At 41.5% G+C, this 25775-nt stretch carries 22 protein-coding genes, 1 pseudogene and 1 CRISPR repeat array; of the genes and pseudogenes, 15 read left to right on the top strand and 8 right to left on the bottom strand.

The window, feature by feature from the left end; translation table 11 throughout:
* Positions 1 to 65 precede the first annotated feature (65 nt).
* Positions 66 to 1469, bottom strand: a complete 1404-nt coding sequence (leuC, locus tag CDG76_RS09130; protein ID WP_094348695.1) for a 3-isopropylmalate dehydratase large subunit — start codon at positions 1467 to 1469, stop codon at positions 66 to 68.
* Positions 1470 to 1813: 344 nt separating this feature from the next.
* On the opposite strand from leuC, the gene CDG76_RS09125 reads away from it, so the two are divergent.
* The 4 genes from CDG76_RS09125 to CDG76_RS09110 all read left to right on the top strand — a co-directional run bounded on the left by CDG76_RS09125 (position 1814) and on the right by CDG76_RS09110 (position 8063).
* A complete protein-coding gene (locus tag CDG76_RS09125) occupies positions 1814 to 3163 on the top strand; it encodes an AAA family ATPase (RefSeq protein WP_094348694.1) in 1350 nt (449 codons plus the stop codon).
* 30 nt (positions 3164 to 3193) lie between these two features.
* Positions 3194 to 3394: a hypothetical protein gene (locus CDG76_RS09120; RefSeq protein ID WP_094348693.1), complete on the top strand. Its 201-nt coding sequence runs from the start codon at positions 3194 to 3196 to the stop codon at positions 3392 to 3394.
* On the top strand, positions 3391 to 3579 hold the full coding sequence (locus CDG76_RS09115) for a hypothetical protein (protein ID WP_094348692.1): 189 nt from the start codon (positions 3391 to 3393) through the stop codon (positions 3577 to 3579). Before CDG76_RS09120 ends, CDG76_RS09115 begins: the two co-directional genes overlap by 4 nt.
* Before the next feature lie 62 nt (positions 3580 to 3641).
* Complete coding sequence (locus CDG76_RS09110; protein WP_094348691.1) at positions 3642 to 8063, top strand: WD40 repeat domain-containing protein; 4422 nt, start codon at positions 3642 to 3644, stop codon at positions 8061 to 8063.
* 154 nt (positions 8064 to 8217) lie between these two features.
* On the opposite strand, the pseudogene CDG76_RS09105 reads toward CDG76_RS09110, so the two are convergent.
* Together CDG76_RS09105 and CDG76_RS09100 are read right to left on the bottom strand one after the other, a co-directional pair.
* Positions 8218 to 8877, bottom strand: a pseudogene (locus CDG76_RS09105) (IS4 family transposase); the annotation flags it as partial.
* Positions 8858 to 9013 (bottom strand): IS4/Tn5 family transposase DNA-binding protein, encoded by a 156-nt coding sequence (locus tag CDG76_RS09100; protein WP_094348690.1) that lies wholly within the window; start codon positions 9011 to 9013, stop codon positions 8858 to 8860. The gene CDG76_RS09100 and the pseudogene CDG76_RS09105, both read right to left, overlap by 20 nt.
* Positions 9014 to 9194: 181 nt before the next feature.
* Between CDG76_RS09100 and CDG76_RS09095 the strand changes: the two genes are divergently transcribed.
* The 7 genes from CDG76_RS09095 (at position 9195) to CDG76_RS09065 (ending at position 15366) form a co-directional block, all read left to right on the top strand.
* Positions 9195 to 9809 (top strand): hypothetical protein, encoded by a 615-nt coding sequence (locus tag CDG76_RS09095; protein ID WP_094348689.1) that lies wholly within the window; start codon positions 9195 to 9197, stop codon positions 9807 to 9809.
* A 104-nt stretch (positions 9810 to 9913) separates the two neighbouring features.
* Positions 9914 to 10183, top strand: a complete 270-nt coding sequence (locus CDG76_RS09090; protein WP_223265181.1) for an alpha/beta fold hydrolase — start codon at positions 9914 to 9916, stop codon at positions 10181 to 10183.
* A 451-nt stretch (positions 10184 to 10634) separates the two neighbouring features.
* Positions 10635 to 11297 (top strand): type I-MYXAN CRISPR-associated protein Cas6/Cmx6, encoded by a 663-nt coding sequence (gene cas6 / locus CDG76_RS09085; protein ID WP_094348688.1) that lies wholly within the window; start codon positions 10635 to 10637, stop codon positions 11295 to 11297.
* Positions 11297 to 12877: a type I-MYXAN CRISPR-associated Cas8a1/Cmx1 gene (cas8a1, locus tag CDG76_RS09080; RefSeq protein WP_223265180.1), complete on the top strand. Its 1581-nt coding sequence runs from the start codon at positions 11297 to 11299 to the stop codon at positions 12875 to 12877. The genes cas6 and cas8a1 overlap by 1 nt, the downstream gene beginning before the upstream one ends.
* Positions 12855 to 13826, top strand: a complete 972-nt coding sequence (locus CDG76_RS09075; RefSeq protein ID WP_094348687.1) for a CRISPR-associated protein — start codon at positions 12855 to 12857, stop codon at positions 13824 to 13826. Before cas8a1 ends, CDG76_RS09075 begins: the two co-directional genes overlap by 23 nt.
* Positions 13823 to 14461, top strand: coding sequence for a type I-MYXAN CRISPR-associated protein Cas5/Cmx5/DevS (cas5, locus tag CDG76_RS09070; protein ID WP_094348686.1), 639 nt, complete (start codon positions 13823 to 13825; stop codon positions 14459 to 14461). The genes CDG76_RS09075 and cas5 overlap by 4 nt, the downstream gene beginning before the upstream one ends.
* A 247-nt stretch (positions 14462 to 14708) precedes the next feature.
* A CRISPR array of direct repeats spans positions 14709 to 15174; the repeat unit is 36 nt; unit sequence GTGAGTCGTGGCTTTATGCCGTTAGGCGTTGCTCAA.
* A 21-nt stretch (positions 15175 to 15195) separates the two neighbouring features.
* Positions 15196 to 15366, top strand: a complete 171-nt coding sequence (locus CDG76_RS09065; protein ID WP_190240798.1) for a hypothetical protein — start codon at positions 15196 to 15198, stop codon at positions 15364 to 15366.
* Positions 15367 to 15385: 19 nt separating this feature from the next.
* On the opposite strand, the gene CDG76_RS09060 is transcribed toward CDG76_RS09065, so the two are convergent.
* The 5 genes from CDG76_RS09060 to CDG76_RS09040 all read right to left on the bottom strand — a co-directional run bounded on the left by CDG76_RS09060 (position 15386) and on the right by CDG76_RS09040 (position 23590).
* The gene (locus tag CDG76_RS09060; protein WP_094348685.1) at positions 15386 to 18598 is read right to left on the bottom strand and encodes a type I restriction endonuclease subunit R; all 3213 of its coding nucleotides are present in this window, start codon (positions 18596 to 18598) and stop codon (positions 15386 to 15388) included.
* A 276-nt stretch (positions 18599 to 18874) separates the two neighbouring features.
* Positions 18875 to 19723, bottom strand: a complete 849-nt coding sequence (locus CDG76_RS09055) for a DUF3800 domain-containing protein (protein ID WP_094348769.1) — start codon at positions 19721 to 19723, stop codon at positions 18875 to 18877.
* 79 nt (positions 19724 to 19802) lie between these two features.
* A complete protein-coding gene (locus tag CDG76_RS09050; RefSeq protein WP_094348684.1) occupies positions 19803 to 21014 on the bottom strand; it encodes a restriction endonuclease subunit S in 1212 nt (403 codons plus the stop codon).
* On the bottom strand, positions 21011 to 23176 hold the full coding sequence (locus CDG76_RS09045) for a type I restriction-modification system subunit M (RefSeq protein WP_094348683.1): 2166 nt from the start codon (positions 23174 to 23176) through the stop codon (positions 21011 to 21013). Before CDG76_RS09045 ends, CDG76_RS09050 begins: the two co-directional genes overlap by 4 nt.
* Before the next feature lie 243 nt (positions 23177 to 23419).
* Positions 23420 to 23590: a ribbon-helix-helix domain-containing protein gene (locus CDG76_RS09040; RefSeq protein ID WP_094348682.1), complete on the bottom strand. Its 171-nt coding sequence runs from the start codon at positions 23588 to 23590 to the stop codon at positions 23420 to 23422.
* Between the two features lie 172 nt (positions 23591 to 23762).
* On the opposite strand from CDG76_RS09040, the gene CDG76_RS09035 reads away from it, so the two are divergent.
* The 4 genes from CDG76_RS09035 to CDG76_RS09020 all read left to right on the top strand — a co-directional run bounded on the left by CDG76_RS09035 (position 23763) and on the right by CDG76_RS09020 (position 25351).
* Positions 23763 to 24320 (top strand): hypothetical protein, encoded by a 558-nt coding sequence (locus tag CDG76_RS09035; protein ID WP_094348681.1) that lies wholly within the window; start codon positions 23763 to 23765, stop codon positions 24318 to 24320.
* Positions 24317 to 24619, top strand: a complete 303-nt coding sequence (locus CDG76_RS09030) for a hypothetical protein (protein ID WP_094348680.1) — start codon at positions 24317 to 24319, stop codon at positions 24617 to 24619. The genes CDG76_RS09035 and CDG76_RS09030 overlap by 4 nt, the downstream gene beginning before the upstream one ends.
* Before the next feature lie 103 nt (positions 24620 to 24722).
* Entirely contained in the window at positions 24723 to 24923 is a 201-nt protein-coding gene (locus tag CDG76_RS09025) for a hypothetical protein (protein ID WP_094348679.1), read from the top strand.
* On the top strand, positions 24920 to 25351 hold the full coding sequence (locus CDG76_RS09020) for a hypothetical protein (protein ID WP_094348678.1): 432 nt from the start codon (positions 24920 to 24922) through the stop codon (positions 25349 to 25351). Before CDG76_RS09025 ends, CDG76_RS09020 begins: the two co-directional genes overlap by 4 nt.
* The last annotated feature ends 424 nt before the right edge of the window (positions 25352 to 25775 follow it).

Raw genomic sequence — 25775 nt, 5'->3', positions numbered from 1 at the left:
AGAACGCAAAGGACACAAAGAAAGAAAGAAAAGTTTAAGAGATTTCTCTATGCTAGGAAGTGGGGTTACAGCAACTCGCGCACATCAGAAACTTCGCCTTTAATGGCAGCAGTGGCGACCATCGCCGGACTCATTAACAATGTCCGACCAGAAGAGGAACCTTGTCTGCCTTTAAAGTTGCGGTTCGAGGAAGAGGCGCTGATTTGTCTTCCTTGTAGCTTATCGGGGTTCATGGCTAGGCACATAGAACATCCCGGTTCTCGCCATTCAAATCCGGCTTCTTGAAAGATTTTATCCAGTCCTTCAGCTTCCGCTTCTTCCTTCACCCGTTCAGAACCGGGGACAACGAAGGCTTTAATTCCCTCGGCAACGTGGCGACCTTTGGCGATTTTCGCTGCTTCTCGCAAATCGCTAATTCTGCCGTTGGTGCAACTCCCAATAAAGCAGACATCTATTTTAGTGCCCTTGATCGGTTGACCAGGATATAAATCCATGTAGCGGTAAGCTTCTTCGGCAATAAATCGGTCTTCTTCCAGCAGTTCTTCCGGTTGAGGTACTGACTGATTGACACCGATACCTTGACCGGGAGTAATCCCCCAGGTGACGGTAGGAGAAATTTCCGCAGCGTCGAATACTACTACATCATCGTATTGGGCATCTGCATCGCTCTTGATGGAATCCCACCAAGCTATTGCTTTATCCCAATCTGCATCAATGGGTGCAAAATCTCTGCCTTTGAGGTAATCGTAGGTGACACGATCGGGATTGACGTACCCGCATCTAGCACCGCCTTCGATCGCCATGTTGCAGACAGTCATCCTCTCTTCCATATTCATTTGCTCAAATGTCGTACCTGCAAATTCGTAGCCATAACCCACACCACCTTTCACGCCAAGGGTGCGGATGATATGCAGAATGACATCTTTGGCGTAAACTCCTGGGTTGAGAGTGCCGTTAACTTCTATTTTGCGGACTTTCAATTTTGAGAGAGCGAGGGTTTGGGAAGCGAGAACATCTCGGACTTGACTAGTACCGATACCAAATGCGATCGCACCAAATGCCCCATGACTTGATGTGTGACTATCTCCACAAGCGATCGTCATTCCTGGCTGGGTCAGTCCGAGTTCTGGAGCGATCACGTGAACTATACCCTGGCTACCAGAACCGATGTTGTAAAAAGTTATGTTATTTTCTTGACAGTTATTTTCGAGTGCCTGAATCATTTCCTCTGCCAAGCTATCGGCAAAGGGACGCGCTTGGTTTTCTGTGGGCACAATGTGATCCACCGTGGCGACAGTCCGCTCTGGAAACAGTACTTTTAGACCCCTCTCGCGTAACATAGCAAAGGCCTGGGGACTGGTGACTTCATGAATTAGGTGAAGCCCGATAAATAGTTGCGTCAGCCCTGAGGGAAGTGTACCAACGGTGTGTAAGTCCCAAACTTTGTCAAACAGGGTACCTTTGCTCATACGTCAATCAATATTTAAGGAGTCCGGTCTTAAATAGTATCAAAAAATAGTCTGGGTTTTTGCAGATAACTTAAATATTTTTAAACGCAAAGGGGAGGCAGCGCGTTGCGGGGGTTCCCCCCGTTGTAGCGACTGCCGTCGCACAGAGGTAAGCGCAAAGGCACGCAGAGAATTTGCTACAAGTTGATTAAATTTCGTGTTTGGAGATTAATAAACGATTCGATCGCCTTTGAGGTAGTAAATGCGAAAATTCTCCGAAATATTGAGATGCAAAGATGTAAATAACTTTATCCTTTTCCACAAGGATATGTTAAGACAATACCAGATTATTGCACTACCAGGTTATGTCCATAGATTTACGGGAATTTTATCAGGCTAGCGATCCCAGCAGAACTCTGTTTGTCAACAATAGTTCTGATGGCAAGTATTATATAGATTTTTCCTCGGTACGAGGTGGTGATATTCTTGGCAAGCTGAAGCAGAAAATTACTTTTTTTAAGCCGAATGAACCCACTTGCACTTTATTTACTGGGCATATTGGTTGTGGGAAATCGACAGAACTATTACGGTTACAGGCAGAACTGGAAAAGTTAGGTTTCCATGTCGTCTATTTTGAGTCGAGTGATGACTTGGAAATGACCGATGTCGATATTGCTGATGTGCTGCTAGCGATCGCTCGGCGGGTGAGTCAAAGTCTGGATAAAATTACTCTGGAGACACCCAACAAGTTTAATGAGTTGCTGCAAGGTGCTTGGAAGGTCTTAAACTCCGAGGTGACGGCGGGAAAAGTTAAGCTTCCGGTGCTTGGTGATGTCGGTTTATCCGCAGATAAAGATAAGTTTTCTCTGTCTGTGGGCATTGGTGAAATCACCGCGAAGATGAAAAATGACCCAATGCTGCGAGAAAAACTCAATCAGTATTTAGCACCGCAAAAAACTAAACTGCTGGAAGCGATTAATCAAGAATTATTGGAACCTGCGATCGCTAAACTTAAACAGCAAGGTAAAAATGGTCTAGTGGTAATTGTCGATAATCTTGACCGCATAGATAATCGTGCCAAACCTTGGGGTCGTCCGCAACAGGAATATTTATTTGTCGATCAGGGTGAGTTTTTGACGAAGCTGAATTGTCATCTCATCTACACCATGCCTTTGTCTTTGAAGTTTTCCAATGATTACGGAATGCTGACTCAGCGTTTCCCAGAAGACCCCAAGGTGTTACCAATGGTACCTGTACAATGGTCTGATGGCAGTGTTCATACACAGGGAATGGCACTCATGCAGCAGATGGTACTAGCTAGAGCTTTTCCTGACATGACACCAGAGGAGCGTTTAAATAAAGTTACCGAGATTTTTGATAGTGCTGCCAGCCTAGAGCGTTTATGTCAAATGAGCGGTGGTCATGTGCGGGACGTGCTGAGGCTACTGAATACCTGGATTATGGAAGAGATGAGTCTTCCCCTAACTCGTGAAACCTTAGAGCAAGTGATTCGTTCTCGGCGGAATGAAATTATGTTACCGATTTCTGAGGATGAGTGGCAATTGTTACGTCATGTCAAGGAAAGGAAAAAGGTAAGTGATGACCACGGATATCAAAAACTGATCCGCAGTCGGTTTGTGTTTGAATATCGGGATAGTGGCGAGTCTTGGTTTGACGTTAATCCCGTCTTGGCAGAGGCTAGGGAATTACAGTGAGGAATCAGGGAACCGATGAATAATTAGATTATGAAATCAGAAACCAAAAATGTTTTGTTAAAAGCTTATGCACAATTGCACCAAATCACAGAAGAATTATACTCAGCCTCAGATAAAGCCATAGAAAACAACGATTTTGAGGACGCTAGCTTACTCGCTAGTAGAGCAGATAGACTTTATGAAGAGATAGAAAATTTAGAGATTGTAATTTCAGAACAGGAGGAAATATGAAAACAATCCAAGAGTTAAAGACTCGTATTCAAGAACTCAGTAAACAAGCTGTTGAATTTAGTAGAAAAGCATCTGAAGTATGCTTAAGTGACCGTCAGCAAGCCAAGTATTTTAGACAACAAGCAAGAGAAGCTAGCAAACGCACTCAAGTATTGATACAGGAATTAAAACGCCAGGAAGTTTAATTTTGTAGTCTTTAATCTTTCCTCTGCCTCCTACACTCTATATTTACGTCAGCTTATGACTTATGACAGACTCGCAACCATCACAAGATGATCGTGTAAACAGCGATGTCTACGACGGGCTACACCTGCGCTCTCTGAAACAATTAGCTTGGGCGATCGAATCCTCTGTGGGACAGTTTAAGCTGATTTTGGCACGGTGTAATTATGCCAGCTTGCGCGATCGCTTAATCTCCAGACTGCAAGAAATTTCTCAAGTTGAAATTCGTGTCTTGACGGTGCAGCAATCAAACAGGACTCTTTATACTACTATTCAGGAAGAATTTGGCGCAGAAATACCAGCCTGTGTGATGGTTGTGGGTTTGGAATCAGTGCAGAATTTATCTGTGATGTTAACTTCTGCAAATCAAGTGCGGGAAGAGTTTCGCAAGAATTTTGCTTTTCCCTTAGTGTTGTGGATTGACGATGAAATCTACAAGCAACTAATACAGCTTGCACCAGATTTAGAAAGTTGGGCAACTACGAGAAATTTTGATATATCAACCCAACAATTAGTAGATTTTATTATCGAAACGGCTAATCAGTGGTTTAGTAATAACTTAAAATTTAGCGTCGATGTATATATTAAGCTGGAAAATGAATTAGAAGCGGCGCAAAGAGATTTAATTAAAAAGCCAGATATTTATAATTTAGATATTCAAGCTAATTTAGAATCTTTATTAGGTTTTATTAAACAAATAAATAATCAAAAAGATTCGGCATTAGAGCATTATCACAAAGCTTATAAGCTCTGGGAGCAAAGTCATAATTTAGAAAGACAGGCAAAAATTCTCGGTGAGATTAGCTTTTGCTATTATCTCAAAGCTTTGAAGCATCAAGATATCAATTCTCAAGATGGGCAGACAACTTGGCATTATCTTCGAGAGTATATAAATTTTATTGGCCAGTTTCAAAGTCCAGATTTAATTGCTAACGCAGTAGTGAAATTCGGTGATATCTTGCGAGACTTGAAAAAGTGGGAAATATTACAGAGTCTTTCTGAACAAGCTTTAGTAATCCATCAAAATGACAAGCAGCCAAGGGAAATAGCCAAAGATTACGGTTTTTTAGCTGAGGTGGCTTTGGCTCAAAAAAACTGGGTTAAAGCAAATCAGTTAGTTAAGCAAGCATTAGAAGTTTTTGCTGCGATTCCAAATCTGGAATCAGCGAATATATCAGGGATTTTATCTGATATTCCCGAAAGGGTTTTAAAATCAAAAGACTTGAGCTTATATCAATTTATTTTAGGTCGTTCTCAATACTATTTAGGTCAAATTAAAGAGGCAACTCTCAGCTTAGAAACTTCTATGGATGTGGGTAATCCCCTAGAAGATGTCAGGCTTTATTTGGATATTCTCAGATTTTTGCAGCAGCTTTATTTTGAGCAGCAAAAATATCTCAAAGCATACAAAGTTAAACAGCAACGGCGTTCCATTGAACAGCAATTTGGCTTGCGGGCTTTTATTGGTGCGGGTAGGTTAGAAGCTACAAAACAGGCATTTGTAGAGACATTGCGCTCAAACTATCCTCAAGGGAACATTGCCCCAGAAATTGCTGCATCTGGTCGTCTTTTGGATGTAGAACGTTTAATTGAACGCATGGGTCGCCCTGATTATAAGTTGATAGTAATTCATGGGCAATCGGGTGTAGGCAAAAGTTCCCTGGTGAATGCGGGACTAATGCCAGCTTTAAAGAATAAAGCCATCGGCACTCAAGATTATTTGCCGGTGGTAATGCGCGTTTACACCAACTGGGTGGAAGAGTTGGGGAGGCTTTTGGGAGGGAGTGAGGAATGGGGAGTTTGTAGAGACGCGATGAATCGCGTCTCTCCTGAGTGGGGAGAGTCAGAACCTCAACGTTCAGCCTCGGAACTCGGCACTTCAACCTCTGAACTCGGAACTTCAACCTCTGAACTCGGAACTTCGACCTCTGAACTCGGCACTTCAACCTCTGAACTCGGCACTTCAACCTCTGAACTCGGCACTTCGACCTCTGAACTCGGCACTTCGACCTCTGAACTCGGAACTTCGACCTCTGAACTCGAAACTTCGACCTCTGAACTCGGAACTTCGACCTCGGAACTCGGCACTTCGACCTCGGAACTCGGAACTCCGCAATATTTAATATCCAAACTTAAAGAAAACGAACAGCACAACCTCCGCACGGTGCTAATTTTTGATCAATTTGAGGAATTTTTCTTTGTTTACACCGAACCTGCACAAAGAAAGCAATTCTTTGAGTTTCTGGGAGAGTGTTTGAATGTTCTATCCGTAAAAGTTATCTTATCGCTGCGGGTGGATTACATCCATTACTTGCTGGAGTGCAATGATTTGTCAAGTCTCAAGATTATTGGCAATGACATTCTCAGTAATAATGTGCTTTACAAGTTAGGGAATTTCTCACCTGATGATGCGAAATCAATTATTCAGCGTTTAACTGAAAATACTAGCTTTCACTTAGAACCTGCTTTAGTCGAACAACTGGTACAAGATTTAGCTGGAGAATTGGGTGAAGTTCGTCCCATTGAGTTGCAGGTTGTGGGGGCGCAACTGCAAACGGAGAATATTACAACTCTGGCAGAATATCGGCAGCGTGGTACTAAAGACGAATTGGTTAAGCGTTATTTGCATGAAGTTGTTAATGATTGCGGTGTTGAGAATCAGCAAGCAGCAGACATATTACTCTATTTGCTGACCGATGAAAAAGGAACTCGCCCTCTAAAGACTCGCGCTGAGTTGGAACGCGATTTGTTCCCGTACTTCTCGGAGATCCCCCCAACCCCCCTTAAAAAGGGGGGCTTTATTCTTTCAACCCCCTTTTTAAGGCGATCGCCGCAGGCGGGGGGATCAAAAGCTAGGGAGAAACAAGTTTCTGAAATCAGTAAATTAGATTTAGTGTTAGAAATTTTTGTCCAATCCGGCTTAGTGGTTTTGCTACCAGAAAACCCCGCTGACCGTTATCAACTGGTACATGACTACATCGCCGCCTTTATCCGCCAGCAACAAGAACCGAAGTTAAAGCAGGTGATGGCGGAACTAGAAAAAGAACGAGAACAAAGAAAACAAAGTGAAGTAAAACTTAATCGTGTTCTCAAACGCGCCCTTTTTGGTTCCATAACCGCAGGTTTAGGATTTGCTGTTTTAGCGGCGGCAACATTCCAGTGGGCAGTAGAGGCAAATGTTAGTCAAATTAACGCCATCAATAATTCTTCTGAAGCCTTTGCTGTTTCTGGACAACATCCAGATGCTTTAATAACAGCCTTAAGGGCAGGTAGCAAACTCAAGCATACACTTTGGGCGCAGCACAGAAGCGATACCGTAATGCAAGCTGTAGGAACTTTACAGCAAGCGGTTTACTTAAAGCCAAATGAGAAGAAAGAAAATCGTGCGATCGAGGTAAATACCTTAGAAGGGCATAGCAGTAGGGTCAGTAGCGTCGGATTCAGCCCCGATGGCAAGACACTGGCTTCTGGCAGTGCTGACAAGACGATCAAACTCTGGGATGTCAGCACAGGCAAAGCGATCAAAACCCTGACTGGGCATAGCAGTTCGGTCAGTAGCGTCGGATTCAGCCCCGATGGCAAGACACTGGCTTCTGGCAGTGAAGACAAGACGATCAAACTCTGGGATGTCAGCACAGGCAAAGCGATCAAAACCCTGACTGGGCATAGCAGTTTGGTCATTAGCGTCGGATTCAGCCCCGATGGCAAGACACTGGCTTCTGGCAGTGAAGACAAGACGATCAAACTCTGGGATGTCAGCACAGGCAAAGCGATCAAAACCCTGACTGGGCATAGCAGTTCGGTCATTAGCGTCGGATTCAGCCCCGATGGCAAGACACTGGCTTCTGGCAGTGATGACAACACCATCAAACTCTGGGATGTCAGCACAGGCAAAGCCATCAAAACCCTGACTGGGCATAGCAGTTCGGTCTATAACGTCGGATTCAGCCCCGATGGCAAGACACTGGCTTCTGGCAGTGCTGACAAGACGATCAAACTCTGGGATGTCAGCACAGGCAAAGCGATCAAAACCCTGACTGGGCATAGCAGTTCGGTCTTTAGCGTCGGATTCAGCCCCAATGGCAAGACACTGGCTTCTGGCAGTGGTGACAAGACTGTAATTTTATGGGACTTGGATTTCAATGGTTTATTACTCAGTGGTTGCAACTTGTTGAATAATTACCTAATTGCCCATCCAGAAGTGTTAGAAGAGTTGCAAACATGCCAAACTCTATCTCAATTAGCGCAAGCGGCAACAGTGTTAGTTATCCAAGGTGAGAAGTTAGCGCGAAATGATGATATTAATGGCGCGGTTGAAAAGTTTCGCAAAGCGCAGCAGTGGGATAATAAATTAAAGTTTGATTCCCAGGCGAGAGCGAAAGAGTTGGCGAATCAAGGCAAGATAGACCTAACCCCCAGCCCCTTCCCTGCAAGGGAAGGGGAGTAAGATTCAAAGCCTCTCTCCTCTTAGGCTATGCATTAGTCACATGTTTCTTAACATTGCTGTAAGTAAGTCAGGAAAAGGATTATGGAACAATGCAACATGTAGATAGTTGACAAAAGGAGGAGAATGTGAATAAGGTTAATTTGATCGGCGATCGCTAAATACATATTTGACAATTCTGGTAGAGTAGTTTCCAGGTTGCAGCGATATCGTGTAATCGCTGTAATCCCCGCCAAATAGTCTTAACACCAGGTTCTCCATCACCCTTTCGACCTAAAAAGCCACCTAATATTGCAATCATTCGTACTGCTTCGCGTAAAGAAGGCGGCTTTTTGGGTGGGATTGGATTTTTGTTGATAGTGGCACACAAAGACTGCCATTCATCGATTTCTAGAACAGAATCACATGGCATATCAGGGTTAAATCTGGCTTCATAAGTTAGCCATAACAAACGCCACGCCACAATTGAATATGTTGCCAGTGCCATATCGATTCGCCTTGCGGTTTCAAGCTGTAATTTTTCAATTCCACAACCACTTTTTAATGTGTAGTGGTAACGTTCTATCAACCAACGATATGTGTACCAGCGAACGCAACGGGCAGCCTCTTCAAAACTGTTAGCTTTAAGGGTAGTAAGCAACAACCAGCTAATCGGTTTGATTCCATCTGGCGGGTTTTCTTCAAGTGCCAGAATTACCTGCAATTTTACAGGCTTCAACTGTAAACGTCGGATATGGTGTAAGGGTACTTGTATCTCAAAAGTGGCTTGAAAGAGTGTTAGTTTTGCTGTCCTTGCATCACGCTCTGGGTTTTGCTTGTATGTTTCCACAGGCTTGAGGTACGCTGCTGCTTGGTTGTGCTGCCAAGTCTTCTACGATCCTTACCAGACGCTTGTTTCGTCTTGCGTCTCCTAAATCTGCCTGTTTTAATTCGGATGCTGCCCATTTTTCCATGATGCACCATTACCCTCAAATATTCTCTTCTCTCAAAAACTATACCTATCAATGCTTTTGGCATATTTTAAGTAAGTTGTATTTTTGTTGAGAAAGATGCGGGTAATGGATAGCCTAAGAGGAGAGAGGTCAGAGGTGTTGCATCCAACTGAGAACTGCTAGATAATCAGAAGGTGGAAGGATGGCATACAGGGATTTTAGTCTCGCTCAGGTGAAAAAGAGTTTTGATTTAACACTCGATGAAACTCGGAATTTATTTGCTGATACAAAACCTGTTACACCATCAGAAACTCTCAGAACGATTTTAATAGATTACATTCCTTTAGCAACTGCAATTTCAACGGAAAAAGCCAGGTCAGAGTTTTTAATTGCACCAATCCTTGCAGAGGTCAGAAGATTATTAAATAATAAAATCTCGCTGTTCTCTGGAAATGAATTTAATGTTGATGCAACTCTAGGCTTACAAGGCTTTTGCGATTATATAATCAGTAATTCCCAAGAGCAATTATTTATTTCTGCTCCGGTAATGTTTATTTTTGAAGCGAAAAAAGAAGATATTATCGGTGGTCTGGGTCAATGTGTAGCGGCAATGATTGCAGCACAGTTGTTCAATCAAAATCAAGGCAATGAAGTTGGGCGAATTTACGGCTCGGTTACTAGTGGAACGAACTGGAAGTTTTTATTTTTAGAAGGGACGACTGTTTATATAGATTCGACTGAGTATTATATTAAAGAAGTTGATAAAATTTTGGGTATTTTATTGCAACCTTTTCAGCCTGTTTTAACTGCTGTTTGAATATATTGCAGGTGCTGATGTAACTTACCTGGTCAAGGTTTAAAATTTGCTAAAAAAGAAGAGAAGTTAAATAACTCGTCCACAATTACCACTATTCAATTGATATGAGTCTATATTGTCTAGTTCACGGTGCTTTCCAAGCTACTTGGTGTTGGGATTTGCTAATTCCCTACTTAGAAACACAGGGTCACAAAACTGTAGCAATGGATTTACCAATTGAAAATGCATCTGCTACTTTGTCCCAACTTGCGGATGTAGTAATTCAAGCGCTGCCAAAAACTGATGATGATATTGTGTTAGTCGGTCACTCAATGGCTGGTACTATAATTCCCCTGGTTGCTGAAGCGGTAAAAGTGCGTCAACTAGTTTTGTGACTTTACCCATAACTTTGCCGTTACTGGAACCATAACTTTGCCGTCAACAACACTACAACCCTCATTCTTGCGTCAGCTAATTTTGGATGAAATTGACAGTTTGGAACCATAACTTTGCCGCTAGTCCAAATTGGAAGGATAAGCTTGCCGTGAGTCCAATCAAGCATAGAAAGCAGGAAAACGCCGAATTTTTTTAGAATGGAGCAGAAGCGGTTTATGCTGGTATGGGATAGAGACTTTGGGCTATCCATCTGTTCTGAGTAACTACTGGAGTATTAGAAGATCCTCCTAACCACTGAGAACATTAAGAACATTGTGAACAATAGCCTAAACTGGATTGCCAGCCTAACCAAAGTAGTTGGCGATGACAATGAGGACAATTTTGCACAAGAAGATGTTGATGTATTAAACAAGCTCTGACATCTTTAAATTTTTCTCAAAATTTCCATCTATGACAGCTATATTAATTCAAAGTGAGGAATATGTAGACTTAACATTTAAGCTAAGAGGCGCACCGATTCCTCTTGACAACGGTTATCTTACCTACGCTGCCTTATCCCGTATTTGTCCCCCACTACATGAACTAAAGTCTATTGGGATTCATCCGATTGCTGGAATACCGACCAGGAACAATTTGCTTGAGCTAACTGCTCAATCTCGTCTAAAAATTCGGATTTATCATCAGCAAATTCCTTTAATTTATCCTTATTTAGCGGGTCAAGCTTTTCATATAGGTCAAAATTTTTATCAACTAGATATCCCCGACTACAAACCGTTAATTTCTTCAGAAAGTGTCTATTCCAGATTAGTGATAATTAAAGGGTTCCAAGACTCTACTAACTTTATTGAAGCTGTGCAACGGCAAATGGATAATTTAGGAATACAAGGAAAAATTGAACTTCTTACCCGACAAGATGGAACACCTCAACGAAGACAATTAACCATCAATAAAGAAGGGAAACAGTTTAAAGTTAGAGGATTTGGCGTAAAAATCAGTGAACTCAATCCTGAAGATTCCTTAACCTTGCAAGAACAGGGAATTGGCGGGAAACGAAAGATGATGTGTGGAATATTTGTCCCAGCGACTCGCAGCAAGGAAGAAGAGGAAACCTGATGATAGTCTCTACCCAACCCAAAATTTCCCTATCTCTCCATGCTGCGGATACGACAATAATGCACCGCGTCGGAATGACCGGACTTTACATGACTTTAAAGCGATTGGAAAAGCAATATCCCTTATCTCGTCAACGGGGAGGACATATATCATGGTTTTTGACTGCTGATACTATTGAATTATTCTGGGAAGGAAGTGATTTCATCGCCTTATCTTGGTTAATTAATGAGTCTTTTCAATTAGATGATACAGGTTTAATTCATTTAGTAGGATTAGACAATGATCGAATAGATTTAAGGCAGAAAATCCATATTCATGAGGGAATATGCGGTGTTTTTCTACGTCTTAATAAGTTTTATCAAGCAGGAGAGATAATTAACACTGAACTAAGGTTTGAAGAAAAACAAGTCGAGTATCAATATAAATCCCTAACTTGGTACGCACATCAAACCTTTGCAGAGAAGTTATGCGAGGCAGATACCCAACAACTCAGACATGATTACATTCAAATAACCAGTTGGTTGTATTTAGGGGGAATTGTTCGCCATGCTCGGACGCAGAATACTACAAAACTAGAAGAGAAACCTGAATACGCTTTAGCATTATTATTTGTACCAGTAGTTTGTCATTATTGCTTACTTCATATACCATCAGAAGACTTAAAAGAAAGGAAACCCCATCGCTACTTGGTGGTGATTCCAGAAATAAAGGATTTTGAAGACGCTTCTCAAAGGAGATGGCGATTACAGCAATTAGAAACTAAACAGTTTCATGTTAGTAGCCTTGGGGAAGCAGGATTACTTTATTACAGCTTAGACGATATTCAGCCTGAAGTGGCCTACTATCAAGCTTGTCAAGTTTGGTTATATGAAAAAACAAATAAAGCTTCTCGTCAACGGACATTGATGAGTATAGAAGAAATTAAAATTGATAAGAATATTTTAATCACTTATCAACAGGTGCAAAAATACTTTAAAACTAATTATCAGATAATTAAATATAAGCAAATTTTTATTAAGGTCAATCCGATTCGCTCCCTGATTGCTGATAATTTAGTGAAAGGAATCCATTGGTGGTCTAATTTTTGGGAAAAATTGGTGATAGAGGATTCAAAAGAATATTTATTTAACCAGTTATTTTCCAATCGAGAAGGATTCATCATAATGGCAGAGAATAGTGAAGAAGACAAGCAGTATCTTATTTTTATTAAGGTATTTCAGCAAGCTATGAAGGGCAACTTTGCTAAAATTTATGCCAAAACAGAGGAAGGTAAAGATCCTCCAATTAAGAAGAAAGTTGAACGATTAAGGGCAGAGCTAAACTATTGTTATGATGAATTGTCGTTTAAGGAATATTTGTCTGACTTTTTAGTAAGAGGGGGATTAAATAAGTATTTTAATGAGCATCAGGAAGAGATTGCACTACTAATTAAAAAATCACCTTGGCAAGAAATAAGAATTTGGTCATTGTTAGCGATCGCCAGTTATAAACCCAAAGATAAACTCACTAATAGGGATGATAGTTCATTGTCAAACAATCAAAAACTAGAAGAAGTGAATGATGACTCAGAAGAAGAATGACAGTAATATCCCAAATTATTATCTTTACGGAACAGTCCTCACTCGTTATGGTTTAGCTTCCTTAAATCATGACATTAGACGAGGAAATAAGACTATTCTGCAAAAAGGCTATTGGAATAATGGTAAAATTCATTCTTTTGTAGGTTCAAGTGCAATTCGTTGGGCGTTACGTTTTTATCTTCAAAAGCAAGGTTATTTAGTTAATCGAGTCTGGGATGAGGAAGAACATATTAATCGGTTAACAAGTGAAGATTTCGATCCAGAAAAATTTTATGATGATGATATTTTTGGGTTTGCTTTATTAGAGTCTGCTGAAACAGAGGAGGACACTTCAACAACAAAGAGAAAAAAGAAACAAACAAAGACCAGCACTCCTAATCAGCGAATGGGTGCTTTAGGGATGAATATGGCTGTTTCGCTAACGCCTTATGATGGTGCAGTTAAGTTAGGGGCAAAAAGTGGCAGAGAGAAGGATAGTACATCTCTCCATTTTACAGAATATCATGCAACTCGATATCAATATTATTTTGGAATTGATGCCACTCATCTCAAAGATTTTTCGCGGATTTTACCTATGATAGATGGGATTATGAATCTGCCCAAGGTAGGAGGGAGTAGTAATATTTTTAATTATCCTTTCTGTCCCGATAGTTTGGTATTTCAATGGACAAATCATTTTGCTTCATATATTTCCTATTGCTTTGAATATTGCGATCCTAAGAGTAAGGAAGCAAAACTTTCACAAGAGTTTATAGATGAAGTGGAATGCGGACAGATTGACCCTAGTAAATTGTGGATTGGGGGAACAATTGTTAAGGATTTACAGCAATTGGATAATTTTGAAAGTTCCCCTTTGAACAAGGCGCATATTTATCGTAATCGAAATGAAATGATTGAAGCTTTGAAAACAGTCATTAAAAGAGATTTGGGCTTGGAAGAATCAAAATGATTGCACCATTAATTCTCTATTTGGATGTTCCATTTACGACTTTTCGGGAGTCCCATGCAAGGGAAATGGGAAAAACCTATCCTGTTCCTCCTCCAGCGACAGTGTATGGGATGTTGTTGTCTTTGGTAGGAGAAACGAATGTCTATCGCCACTGTGGGGTAGAATTGGCCATTGCAATGTTATCTAGCCCCAAAAAGTCGCGAATTTTGCGTCAAATGAGACGGTTTAAGAATGCTGATTTTAGCCATCCAGAGAATGTTATTCCCTGTTATCAAGAAATTTTGTCTAATCTGAAGTGTTTGATTTGGGTTCGTTCTGACGAGGAAAAGATACAACCAAGTTTAAGGGAGAGGATACAGTTAGCGTTTGACCATCCTGAGCTAGTAAGACGGTTTGGTTGTTTATTTTTGGGAGAAAGTGACCAGTTGATTAAAACGATCAAACTTGCAAGGGAAGATTATCTAGAGGGAGTGAGACAGTGGGCGATTAGAGATAATCGAGGCAGGTTAACTTTACCCTATTGGGTTGACCATGTGGGGTCAAGAAATACCCGATTTTTGAGGTATCGGATTGAGGAAATGGATAGATTATCACCTCCTGATTTAGCCTGGACAATGGTTCAATCTCCGATTTGACAAGTACCCCTGCTGGCGAGGAGAATCGAGGTAAAAAATGACGGAAAGGATTACAGGGTTAAGGGATATAGCAATTTAGATAAAGAAAAAGGTGCTTGCAAATCCTTGAAAGAGTTAGGGGGATTGAGTTGTAGAGGTTGAAGAAATACAATAAATTGATAAGTTTTGTCTTTTTGGGATCTCTGGCTGAGGGGTACTTGTAAAATTGTGAGTGAGCCTTCATCACTCAAGGGTTTTAGCCTTTGCTGTGAGTCGTGGCTTTATGCCGTTAGGCGTTGCTCAACTCTTCTCTGAGTCGGGCTGTTTCTTTGGTTGCGGTGAGTCGTGGCTTTATGCCGTTAGGCGTTGCTCAAGCGATCGCTAGCAAGCGATTCATCTTTTTCAACGAGTGAGTCGTGGCATTATGCCGTTAGGCGTTGCTCAATCTTTTACTCGGCACGATAGCCAAGGGATAAAGCAGTGAGTCGTGGCTTTATGCCGTTAGGCGTTGCTCAAGGGTACTTTTTTGCTTCAGGCAGCAACTCAGGAAATGTGGTGAGTCGTGGCTTTATGCCGTTAGGCGTTGCTCAATTCCCTAAAACAGACCGGGATATCATTTTGTGGACAGTGAGTCGTGGCTTTATGCCGTTAGGCGTTGCTCAAAATTCTGCTCTAGGAGCAATAGGCAGTTTCAAAACGTGAGTCGTGGCTTTATGCCGTTAGGCGTTGCTCAATCTTGCAACATGAAGCGGCTAATGTTATTAGCCAGGCGATCGCCTGAACAACCTTTGCAATTGGCAGAGTTTGACAAGCAAGTAGCGCTAGAAGCTCTTTGTCAGGGGCAGACTTCCTTTTTGGTGCGATGCCTGCGGCGGGCTACGCCAACGCATTCACGAAGTCTTACACCAAAACCTCAAACGCTTTAGGGAGTAATATTAAGTACTATTACGCTGCATAAGGATGTTTATTAGCACTTTTATACTGCTGATAAATATGGATAAATACTATATTACTCAGGTTGTCTACATCGCTATCATCGTAGGCATCTACAGGTAAACCTGTGTCTTCGCTGTACAAGTAATCATAAATAAAACTCTTAATTGTGGCTCTTGTAGATTCCTTATCCCGCCAGTTTTCTAGTTGGTGTAATTGTGATTTCACGGCTTCAATTAGCGACTGAGCAACTTGTTTGATGCGGTTTCTAATTCTGGTATCCAAATTATCTTTAGATGAGCAAAGCAAGTCAAAAACGGCAAGGTGTTCTTCGCTTAAACCTTCGCGGACAGCACGGGTGTCTTCTTCGGATAAGTCTTTGACAAGTTTTAGCAGTTCCTCAAATGTTTGTTCGATCGCTACTCGATCGGTTTCGCGGTTATAGTTTTGGATAACTTGTTGATAGCGCGTGTAGTAGTCAATGCGAGATGGGTTTCGTTGTACCATTCGCTGGAGTTGGCGTTCGACAGCTTCTTTGAGGGTTTGAACTGAGGTATTTTTAGTTGGGGAATTGGCAAATTCTGCTTTTAATAACTCAAAGTCAATTTTGCTAATATCGTAAGTTTTGCCTGACTCTGCACCTGGAAGACGGGAAGTATCAACATTTATGAACTCGCTAACAACACCTTGTAAGGAACGGAGAACAGCGTTGATATCTAGAGATATTTTGTGTTGTTCGTGTAAGTGTTTGTAAATTTGCTCAATGGCGTTATATTTACCTTGGTAGGGTGCTGTTAATTTCGGTTCAGTAATTAGCGCCTGTTTCTTTTTGAAGATTTCCCTGGCTAATACTTCAAAGCGGGCGCGAGATTCATCGTTAGTGCAAACTGCGTTAACTGCACTTGCTAAAGCAGCAATTTTATCAAATCCTGCTGTTTCTAGAAGTTCTTGGAGGTCAAAGCCCAGATTGGCGATGTGGTCAATACAATTTTGCAGTGCGATCGCATAATCTTCTTGTAATTGGTTCAGGTCGTTGTAAGGTGTTATACTCTCGTCTGTGCTTCCTACTTCTGCACGGGAGTATCTTGCAAGGGCGGCACGGAGACTTGTTAAAATACCGTTGTAATCAATTAACAACCCGTTATTTTTCCCTTCGTAGATGCGGTTTGCACGAGCGATCGCTTGCATGAGAGTATGTCCTTGTAAGGGTTTATCTATATATAATGTGGCAAGGCTGGGGACATCAAAGCCTGTTAACCACATGGCGCAGACAATCGCAAAGCGGAAAGGGTGTTTTTCGTTCTTAAATTCTTCTTCTAGATTGCGACTTTTGATAATTTGGCGATGGGGAACTATATCTAAATCCCAATCTTTGAAAGTTTTAACTTCATTTTGGGCTTCGCTAATCACAACTAAATATTCTGTTGACTGCAACCATTGCAAATATTGCTGATGTTCTACTTCCTCTTGTTCATCACCAGCTTGTTTGACTAATTGTTTCTGTGCTTGTATTGCTTGTTTCCAGTATTTATCGATAAGTCCGTGCATTCGCACAGCCGTAATCTTATCTAGACAAACAAGCATCGCTTTTCCGGTTTGCCAACGTTGGGTATAGTGAGCTACTAAGTCTTGGGCGATTCGGTCTAAACGTTTTTCGGCGGTGAGGATGAGATATTCTCCCCCCAAGCGGCGACGGACGGCTTCTTCTTGTTCAGCGTCGAGGTCAAATTGTTCGATGGCGGTGGCGAGGCGTTGATTTAGTTCTTCGTCAGCTGCAACCTGGCGTTGAGTGCCTTTGTCGTCATAGTATAATTCTTCGCCTCGGTTGTCGTAGTAGAGGGGAACAGTTGCACCATCTTCTACAGCCCGTTGGAAGTCGTAGGTGGAAACGTAGCCGCCGAAAACTCGACGGGTGAGTTGGTCTTCTTCCGACTCCATTAAAGGTGTACCAGTAAAGCCGATGAAAGACGCATTGGGTAAAGCTTGGCGCATATTTTCCGCGAGTTTACCGTATTGGGTGCGGTGCGCTTCGTCGGAGATGACGATAATATCGGAACGGTGGGAGTAAATCTCACCGGGTTTGTTGAATTTGTGAATAAGTGTGAAAACGTAGCGATGGTTGTCTTTGAGTAATTCAGCTAATTGTTCACCACTGGCGGCTTGGGTGTTATTTTCTTTGATAGCACCAACACCAGCAAAGGTTTGCACGATTTGATTATCTAATTCTTGGCGGTCTGTGACGATGACAAAGGTAAAATTACCTGGTAATTGGCGGTGCGCTTTGCGCGTGAGAAATGCCATTGAGTAAGATTTACCGCTACCTTGAGTATGCCAGAAAACGCCAAGTTTCCCCTCTCGGACTTGCCGTTGTTGAATGGCGGTAAATGCGCGGTTAACACCAATAAATTGGTGATTACGAGTCAGAATTTTGATTGTTTTACCGCTACTGTCATCAAAGAGGATGAAGTTTTCGATGATGTCGAGGAAATTGTCTTTGCGGCACATCCCCATTAACATTGTTTGGTAGTCAACTTTGCCAAGTTCCTCTTCTTCTAGACGTTTCCATTCTTGGAAATGGCCGTAGCGACTGGTGATGCTACCTACTTTCCCCACTATTCCATTACTCAACATGACTATGGCGTTGTGATGGAAAATTTCGGGGATAGTATCTTTGTAGTCGGTGTAGTTGTCTTCGTAAGCCACTCTGACCTTGCGGTGCGTGGCTTTAAGTTCAATAAATAGTAAAGGAATACCATTAACAAAGCCGATAATATCAGGTCGTTTGGAATAGAGAGAACCTTTAATAGACAACTCCCGCACAACCAGGAAATGGTTATTTTCTGGTTTTTGAAAATCAATCACTTTCAAGCGGGGATTGATAGTTTCACCGTGTGGGTTTTTGTAGGGTTTCTCTAGGATACCTTCACGGATAAGTTGGTATTTTTTCTGGTTGATGGTGATTAATTGCTCTGAAATATTGGATGTGGTGAATTGAGCGATCGCATCGTCGTATACTTGCTGTGGATGACCAGGATTAAATTTCTCTAATGCTTGGCGAAGATAGCGTGTGAGTACAACTTCTCGTTTATCTTTGCGTCCTAGTGTACCGTTAGTGCCGAATGTTTCTTTTTTGTATGCGTAAACTGAGTGCCATTTCAGGGTTTCTTCAAAAAAGTTAGCGGTAGTTTGTTGCACCAGGCGGTCTTCGGAATACTCGGTACTCATGGGTGTGATAGGTAATACAGGTAGCTATTCTAAAAATAGCCTTGCTGATGGTAAAGTAGCAACTATCACTTACAATGCACGTAAATAATTATCTAATTTTTGGTTTGTCTTGTGGATATCCAGTCGCCAGAATGTCAAATATGTTATTATTGTGAATTTGCTAAAATTTTGTTATTATATATTTACCCTGCTACTTGCGAAGTCTCAAGTTCCACTTGGGATACGCCCAAAAGCAATCCTTCGGGATCTGTCACGGGCATAGCAAGAGCGGGGCTTTTAAGTTTTTGAGTTAGATTTTGTTTTACTGGGGTCTATAACAAAATCTTCGGGCTTAAATAGCCAGTGTCGGTATGGATGATTCCATTTGTTGGTAACATCTCCATGCACAGAAGTACTAACTCCGATATTAAAGCGCGGATATATTTTGCTAATGCGCTGGTAGATGTGAGTATAAAGTTTTTCTTTCGCAATTGTACGCTTGGCTCGAAATCTTGCACCATCTGGCTTTTCTTTGTGTTTATTGTTGAGCCTAAACTGCATTGCCCCCAAAACTACGTCTAAGTATTGTAATATTGGGTGGTTGTGCGATCGCACTTCAGCTATCTGGTTTTCGTCAATGTAAATACCCGCGCTTTCAAGCTGGGGATTTTTATTTAAACCGAGTAAAAACTTTTTGAATCTTTCAGCTTTTTCTCTTGTATCTGGAAGGTCATCCAAATACATCCGAAGCCTGATATTTTCATCTGTTTGATTAGAGTATTGCAATCCAAAAGCGTGTTTAAGAAATTGATAATAAAGCAAAAAGTATTCGTTATCTGTCTGCTCAGTACTTAAGTTGTTAGGAATATTACAATTTTGAGTAAACATGACTCTGATTTTGACGATATCGGCTTCGATGAAGTCAAAAAATGCTTCCATCAAACCAATATATTTATCTAAATATTGATATGTTACTTTTGACCATTTAATCTCGTTGTGCAAATTTAAATCATTTTTCTTCGCTATTAAAACTTCCTGGACTTCGCGCAAGTCCTGAGAACGTAGTAACGCACCACCATAAAAGTGAGAAAAGAAACGTCCTTTGTCAATCGATTCGTCGCAATAAATTATGTACTCTTTAGACAATTTCACCTCTCTTATGGTGATGCTACCCGCAAGTTAATTGCTGGTTAATTTGTACTATAGTAGCAGCAAAATCTCTGAATTACACAGCTATGCTTCCATTCATGAGGCGAGGCAAGAGTAAGTCGCGGGCTTCTTTGAGTTTTTGATTTTGCTCCAATAGTTTTGGTACTAATAGCCTAGCAACTGAAGCTTTTTCGTCAAAATATTTTCTGAGATTTTCATTTGGTAAAAGAATTGGAACAACACTAAGAAGCTGTCTTTTGAGTTCAGTTTGACCAGTGGCTCCTTCTCCTAAAGTATCAAAATAATCTTGAAGATTTTCAAGAGCTACACCGAAAAAATGCTTCTCCAGCTCAACTTTTGGTCTAACTATAGTAATGTGCGTATCTACTGTTAGGTCTTCACAATTAGCAAGAACCTGAGCAACTCTACCTAAAGTACCGATGCCTGTACTATTAATTAAGACATCTCCAAATCTGATTTTTTTATGTTCTGATACTTGAGAGTGATGTTGTCGTGCAAACTCGAAGTTGATTTGATAATTACGAATACACTTTTGATTCAGGACTATATTTTTTGATTCTGAATCGTATTTTGGAGTTATACCTCTTGTGATTACCTCACTAAGATTACCTATAGAAGACACTTTCCACCCCTCTGGAATGCCATCAACTACCTTCATCGACTCATAACCAGGGAAGCGCGATCGCACAAACCATTCTTTGTAAAGCTGGTGGATAGACTCTTCCAGCAGTGCTATTCGGCGGTTGTTGTTGTCGATGAAGCGATCGTAGGTTGAGAGAATGTCAGCTATGCGTTGTTGGGTTGCAACTGGGGGAAGGGGAACTTGTAAGCGACTAAGAATTTTTTGATTGAGATTTGCAATATTCGTACCTCCACCATACGCGGATAGAGTTTTTCGGATCAGGTCAGACCTGAAAAGATATGCAAAAAATCTAGGAAATGCTTGATTTGAAGTAAATCTTGTACGAATGCAGAAACCTGAAAATGTAATTTGTTCTGGAGGAGATTCTATAAACAAACTTCGACCAATTAAATCTTTATTCCCATTAGAGCGAACGAATAAAATATCATTATTTTGGAGTATATCTTCATCTTTAACTACACCTTCAGGGTTAACTTCTTCTAATTCTTTATATCGAGGCATGATATAGTTTTTAAAGTTTACTACACCAATAACCTTTATCCCAGTACCAAAATTATTTTGATTGTAATTAATACCATTTCTAAATTCTGCTAAATCTCCAAGTTCCACAATTGACCAACTCATCCTATTATTGTCAACTCCTCAAAATTCGCCGCAATACTCGCCGCCAACTCCACCGCTTCCTCATTCAAACTCGCCAACTCTAAATGAATTTCCCGCATTCTCTCCTCAAAATCTTCCTCATCTTCCCCATCCAAAGCCGTCACACCCACATAACGCCCAGGTGTTAAACTACTATCCTGCTGGGTTATTTCATCCCGCGTTACCACCTTACACAACCCTGATACATCCACAAACACCGCTTCGGGAAAGCGAGATTGTAACCAGGTAACTTGTGCTTTCACATACAGCGTAGACTTAATAGCAAAAATAGCTTCATCTCGCAGTATATCCAGTGCATCACGTTGTTTTTTAACTTCCTTCCCATCCCAAACATCTTGTTTCCGCGCTTCTAATTTTTTCTCCGCCAGTTCCACAGCACGGCTAGCGAGTTTATGCACTTCGTTGATGTGCTTTTGCAGAGTTTTCAATTGGGGAATAAATTGTGCAAACCTTGCTGCACATTCTTTTTGCGCTTCATTAGTAGAAAGGGATTCAGCTTGACTTGCAAACCATGCAAGATGCACTTGTAACTCACCAATTAAACCAACTCTTGCCGCAGTAAATTCTTGAATTCCCGCTTCCAACTCAGACAAAGTAGCGCGGAAAGTCTCTATATTCTGATTGGCGATATCTTCAGCAACTAATCCCTCTACTTCCGGTAAATCCTTTAATAAAGGAAGCGAAGCCCCAAGACTATCACTAAAAGTCTGCAACATCTGCGTCAACTTAACTAACGGTGACTCCAACTGTGTCAACACACCTGCAATAGTACCCGCTTCTTGGTGCGTCTTATTTAAATAATCCCCCACCAACCCTAAATAACGTTCCTGCTGACCGCGATACAACCAAGCGATCGCAGTGATATTCTGGAGTTGTTCTTCACTAAAATCGCGGATTTTGCGCGTCACTACTCGGTAGACGTTCCGCGCATCAATCATCAACACCTTATCTTGGCGTTCTGCTGGTTTACCCTTGTCAAAAAACCACAATGTACAAGGTAGCGATTTTGTGTAAAAAAAGTTCGTTCCAATAGAGATAATCATATCCACCGCTTGAGTGGCGATTAACTCCTCTCGAATCTCCTTTTCCCCATGTCCCGCATCCGATGCCGAACTCGCCATCACAAACCCGGCTCTACCTCGCTCATTTAAATAACTGTAAAAATACTGTATCCAGAGGTAATTTGCATTGCTGACTGCTTTAGTTTTGGCAGCAATTCCCGGTATCTTTTTTTCAGTAAACAGCCGGGAGTCAGTCTTTACCTTCTCTGGACTCACCCCATCCACATTAAACGGCGGATTAGACATCACAAAATCACATTGACCCAGCAACTCTTCCCAGCGATCGTAAAAAGTATTACCCTGGCGAATAATCCCTTCTAACCCGTGAACCGCTAAATTCATTCGCGCTAAACGGGTGTTAGTATCCGATTTTTCCTGTCCGTAAAAAGTAATCTTTGCAGCTGCATCCTCACCGCGATTTTCCACAAAATGTCCCGTCTGCACAAACATACCCGCACTACCGCAAGCAGGATCTAAAACATTTCCCCGGTCAGGTTCAATCATATTTACAATGGTGCGTACCAAAGAAGGCGGTGTAAAAAATTCTCCTCCTTCCTGTGCGCCACTCATAGCGAACTTATTCAGAAAATACTCATAAATTCGCCCAAACACATCACCTGTGGCTGTACGCAACTCCTCCCGGTCAAAAATTCGCACTAAGTTATACAGCAAATCTTGCTCAAAACTGGTGTACTCCTTCGGTAACACCCCCTCCAACATCTTAGTTTCATCTTCAATCGCTTTCATCGCTGCATTGATTGCCTTGCCAATATCTGCGTTTTCTGCCAAATTCAAGATGCGATCGTATTGAGCCTCAACTGGTAAAAAAATTGCTGACTTTCCTTTAAAGTCATCTATGGTAATGGGGCGTTTTTTTCCACCCCGCGAGGATAAACCCTTTTCAATCTCCGCCTTTACAGCATTGAAGCGATTTGTCGCATGGCGAAGAAAGATTAGCCCCAGTACGGGCATACTGTATTCATTAGCATTGAGTTTGGAGTTAGCACGGAGTTGATCTGCGGCTTCCCAGAGAGAAGATTCAAGTTGACTGATATTGAGCATAGTTTGTTAGCGACTTAGGCGATATGACTGTCTATTTCGCCTAAAAAATTATGAGTTTACATATTAACTGTTTTGACAACCAGGGAATCTGCTATTTTTTCCCCTAGCCCAAACAAATATACTTAGCACGTTTAATTCCGCGATCGGAATTTTTTAACTTAAAATAACGTCCCAAAGACGATAAGCAAAAATACTTTTGACACACTAGGCTTTGACTTGTCAAAGCCACTAAGCGTTTACACCTCATTTCCCCTGACTTGGTGGAATTTTGCCCTCAGTCTGAGCTTGTTTAATTGCTCGTTTCACAATTAACACTGCCATCTGAGACAAAGACCGCTCCTCTGCATCAGCCAAAAATTGCAGGGCTTCTTTGTCTTCTTCTTCCATATAAAGAGTTACAGTTACTTTTCCCATTTCATTACCATAAGCAATTTAGTGTGTTTTTAGTTTAAATACATTAAAACACACTGATTAACACAGAAACACTTTATTTTAGCGTATAATTACTGATAAGTCAAAAGCCAGCCATCAACTTTCTCAGGGCGGATGCTGGCTTTTGGCCCCCATATCACAGGAGACATTTTCCATGTTAAAGCCTGTTAGCTACAAAACAGATCAACACAGAGCTTATCAACAAGCTTTAGATGATTTCGGCATCACAGAATTACTGGCAAAGCTCAACAACTACTCTGATGCTGACTTTGATAGTGCCTGGATACAACTCCAGCAGCAAGAAATAGAAAGTCTAGCTGCGATTCTGATTTCTCAATTAACTTACAGCCTCAATGGTAAGTTGATTGCCGCTTATCTCAATCTCATCCGACACAGTAACCAAGATATAGTCCCAAGCTTGATTAACCTCAAATGCCCAGATGCATCTATTGAGCTTCCCGCTAACTTTCCCGATGTAGCTAAGACACCGAGATTTTTATATGGCGATCGCTTGCGTTGGCTCTCAACCGAAAGCGATACTGACTGGGGTATTGTCATTGGTCGATTTTATAGCTTTGCTTGCGATCGCTGCTGCTGGAGTTGGTGCTACCTGATTTGGTTGAGCAAAGATAGCCCCAGTACTACTTGGACTTCTGCCGATATTGCTTGGGAAGAGGATTTAGAACCAATCAGCGAGGAAACAGACTTATGAATCCTCATCCACTCAAGCAGCGAGAACAAGATTTGATGCAACTCTACAGTTACTGTCAACTGGGCATGACTCCGAAGCAGTTTTACTCCAAGTGGCAGGTGAACTACGAACAAATGGCTCAGATTTGCGATCGTTCCCTTTCCACGGTTCGACGCTGGTTTGCTAGAGGTAAAAACTACCGCCGCCCCATGCCAGCCGATTTACGCCACCTAGCGCTGATGAACTTTTTGCTGGAACACTTTGAGGATATCCCCGAAGAAGTGTTGCAGAAGCTTTGTTTTCCAGACAAGAGTGAGTAGGAATTGAATCTAATTTCAATATCAATTTGATATTTCTTGCCAGCCACCGTCACAGTAGGCTGGCTTTTGTCTTGGAAATTACAGATTTTACCAGGAGAATTCGATGACTTACCTTAAAAAGCTCAGTCCTTGGTGTATAGTTCGACTTAAACCTAATATGCAGAACCAGATTGTAGCTCGTTTTCGTCGCCGCAGTGATGCAGAAGCTCATCTACAAGTTTTGCGCCGACTCATCCCTGGCGTGAGTTTTACACTAATTTTCAATGTGGTGTTAGAGCAACAAGATTTGAATACTGTAAAGTGAATAGCGATGCCTGCGGCGGGCTACGCCAACGCATTTTACTGTTACCTGACATTCTCACGCAGACGGAAACTCGTTTCGCCACATCCTTAATCGCCGAAACAGCAATTGCGAACACAAAAATAACAAATGCGATCGCTGAAATCACAATTGCGAACACAAAAATAACAAATGCAGTGGCCGAAATAGCAATTGCGATCGCCAAATCAATAAATGCGATCGCTAAAATTACAATTGCAGTCGCCAAATCAATAAATGTGATCGCCAAATCCATAAACGTGATCGCATCCATCCTCTTTTTACCTGAAACTGGCAGTGGGCGATCGCAAAATCAGTATATTGTCTGTTCACAAGTAAAAAACACTCATCCACGAGGTTCTTTCATTGGCAGAAACACATCATTTGTGATGAAATTCTACACTTTTCTGTAATTTAGGGTGTTGGTGTTGAATTTTTCTTATGATCTAGTTGCATCTCACACCCTTACCCATGAATGAACAGCTTCAGCAAGCCTATCTCAGCCTCATTCAAAGTCTGTTGAATTGCCATAGCAACGATGAAGTTCCAGAAATTTTGGTAGCAAACCAAGATTTACTAGATATTGGCTTCTTGCAGACGATAGAAGCAGAAGCACAGAGGTTTTCACAGAAAGGGGATGAGACGACAGCGAATTGGTTGCAAGGTTTGGCAATGCAACTAAGGGAAGCGTTGAATCTAGATAATAAAGTAGATTTGCCATCTCTCAGTGAGGAGGAGATACAGACATATTACCAATTCTTGATGCAGGTACTACAAGCAACCGCAGACAGTAGGGGTAACGCGCAGGTAGTTTACCCCTTGCTGGCAAAGAATACA

The sequence above is a fragment of the Nostoc sp. 'Peltigera membranacea cyanobiont' 210A genome (genome assembly GCF_002246015.1).
GTDB lineage: Bacteria > Cyanobacteriota > Cyanobacteriia > Cyanobacteriales > Nostocaceae > Nostoc.
This window is presented reverse-complemented; position numbering and strand designations above follow the sequence as displayed.

What these genes read in the sequence shown, in the direction of transcription:
- CDG76_RS09030 (WP_094348680.1), top strand. Translation starts at nt 24,317, where the DNA reads ATGAATCCTCATCCACTCAAGCAGCGAGAACAAGATTTGATGCAACTC.
- CDG76_RS09075 (WP_094348687.1), top strand. Translation starts at nt 12,855, where the DNA reads ATGATGACTCAGAAGAAGAATGACAGTAATATCCCAAATTATTATCTT.
- leuC (WP_094348695.1), bottom strand. Translation starts at nt 1,469, where the DNA reads ATGAGCAAAGGTACCCTGTTTGACAAAGTTTGGGACTTACACACCGTT.
- CDG76_RS09045 (WP_094348683.1), bottom strand. Translation starts at nt 23,176, where the DNA reads ATGCTCAATATCAGTCAACTTGAATCTTCTCTCTGGGAAGCCGCAGAT.
- CDG76_RS09035 (WP_094348681.1), top strand. Translation starts at nt 23,763, where the DNA reads ATGTTAAAGCCTGTTAGCTACAAAACAGATCAACACAGAGCTTATCAA.
- CDG76_RS09095 (WP_094348689.1), top strand. Translation starts at nt 9,195, where the DNA reads ATGGCATACAGGGATTTTAGTCTCGCTCAGGTGAAAAAGAGTTTTGAT.
- CDG76_RS09115 (WP_094348692.1), top strand. Translation starts at nt 3,391, where the DNA reads ATGAAAACAATCCAAGAGTTAAAGACTCGTATTCAAGAACTCAGTAAA.
- cas8a1 (WP_223265180.1), top strand. Translation starts at nt 11,297, where the DNA reads ATGATAGTCTCTACCCAACCCAAAATTTCCCTATCTCTCCATGCTGCG.
- CDG76_RS09125 (WP_094348694.1), top strand. Translation starts at nt 1,814, where the DNA reads ATGTCCATAGATTTACGGGAATTTTATCAGGCTAGCGATCCCAGCAGA.
- CDG76_RS09100 (WP_094348690.1), bottom strand. Translation starts at nt 9,013, where the DNA reads ATGGAAAAATGGGCAGCATCCGAATTAAAACAGGCAGATTTAGGAGAC.
- CDG76_RS09120 (WP_094348693.1), top strand. Translation starts at nt 3,194, where the DNA reads ATGAAATCAGAAACCAAAAATGTTTTGTTAAAAGCTTATGCACAATTG.
- CDG76_RS09025 (WP_094348679.1), top strand. Translation starts at nt 24,723, where the DNA reads ATGACTTACCTTAAAAAGCTCAGTCCTTGGTGTATAGTTCGACTTAAA.
- CDG76_RS09050 (WP_094348684.1), bottom strand. Translation starts at nt 21,014, where the DNA reads ATGAGTTGGTCAATTGTGGAACTTGGAGATTTAGCAGAATTTAGAAAT.
- CDG76_RS09040 (WP_094348682.1), bottom strand. Translation starts at nt 23,590, where the DNA reads ATGGGAAAAGTAACTGTAACTCTTTATATGGAAGAAGAAGACAAAGAA.
- CDG76_RS09110 (WP_094348691.1), top strand. Translation starts at nt 3,642, where the DNA reads ATGACAGACTCGCAACCATCACAAGATGATCGTGTAAACAGCGATGTC.
- CDG76_RS09060 (WP_094348685.1), bottom strand. Translation starts at nt 18,598, where the DNA reads ATGAGTACCGAGTATTCCGAAGACCGCCTGGTGCAACAAACTACCGCT.
- cas5 (WP_094348686.1), top strand. Translation starts at nt 13,823, where the DNA reads ATGATTGCACCATTAATTCTCTATTTGGATGTTCCATTTACGACTTTT.
- cas6 (WP_094348688.1), top strand. Translation starts at nt 10,635, where the DNA reads ATGACAGCTATATTAATTCAAAGTGAGGAATATGTAGACTTAACATTT.
- CDG76_RS09090 (WP_223265181.1), top strand. Translation starts at nt 9,914, where the DNA reads ATGAGTCTATATTGTCTAGTTCACGGTGCTTTCCAAGCTACTTGGTGT.
- CDG76_RS09065 (WP_190240798.1), top strand. Translation starts at nt 15,196, where the DNA reads ATGTTATTAGCCAGGCGATCGCCTGAACAACCTTTGCAATTGGCAGAG.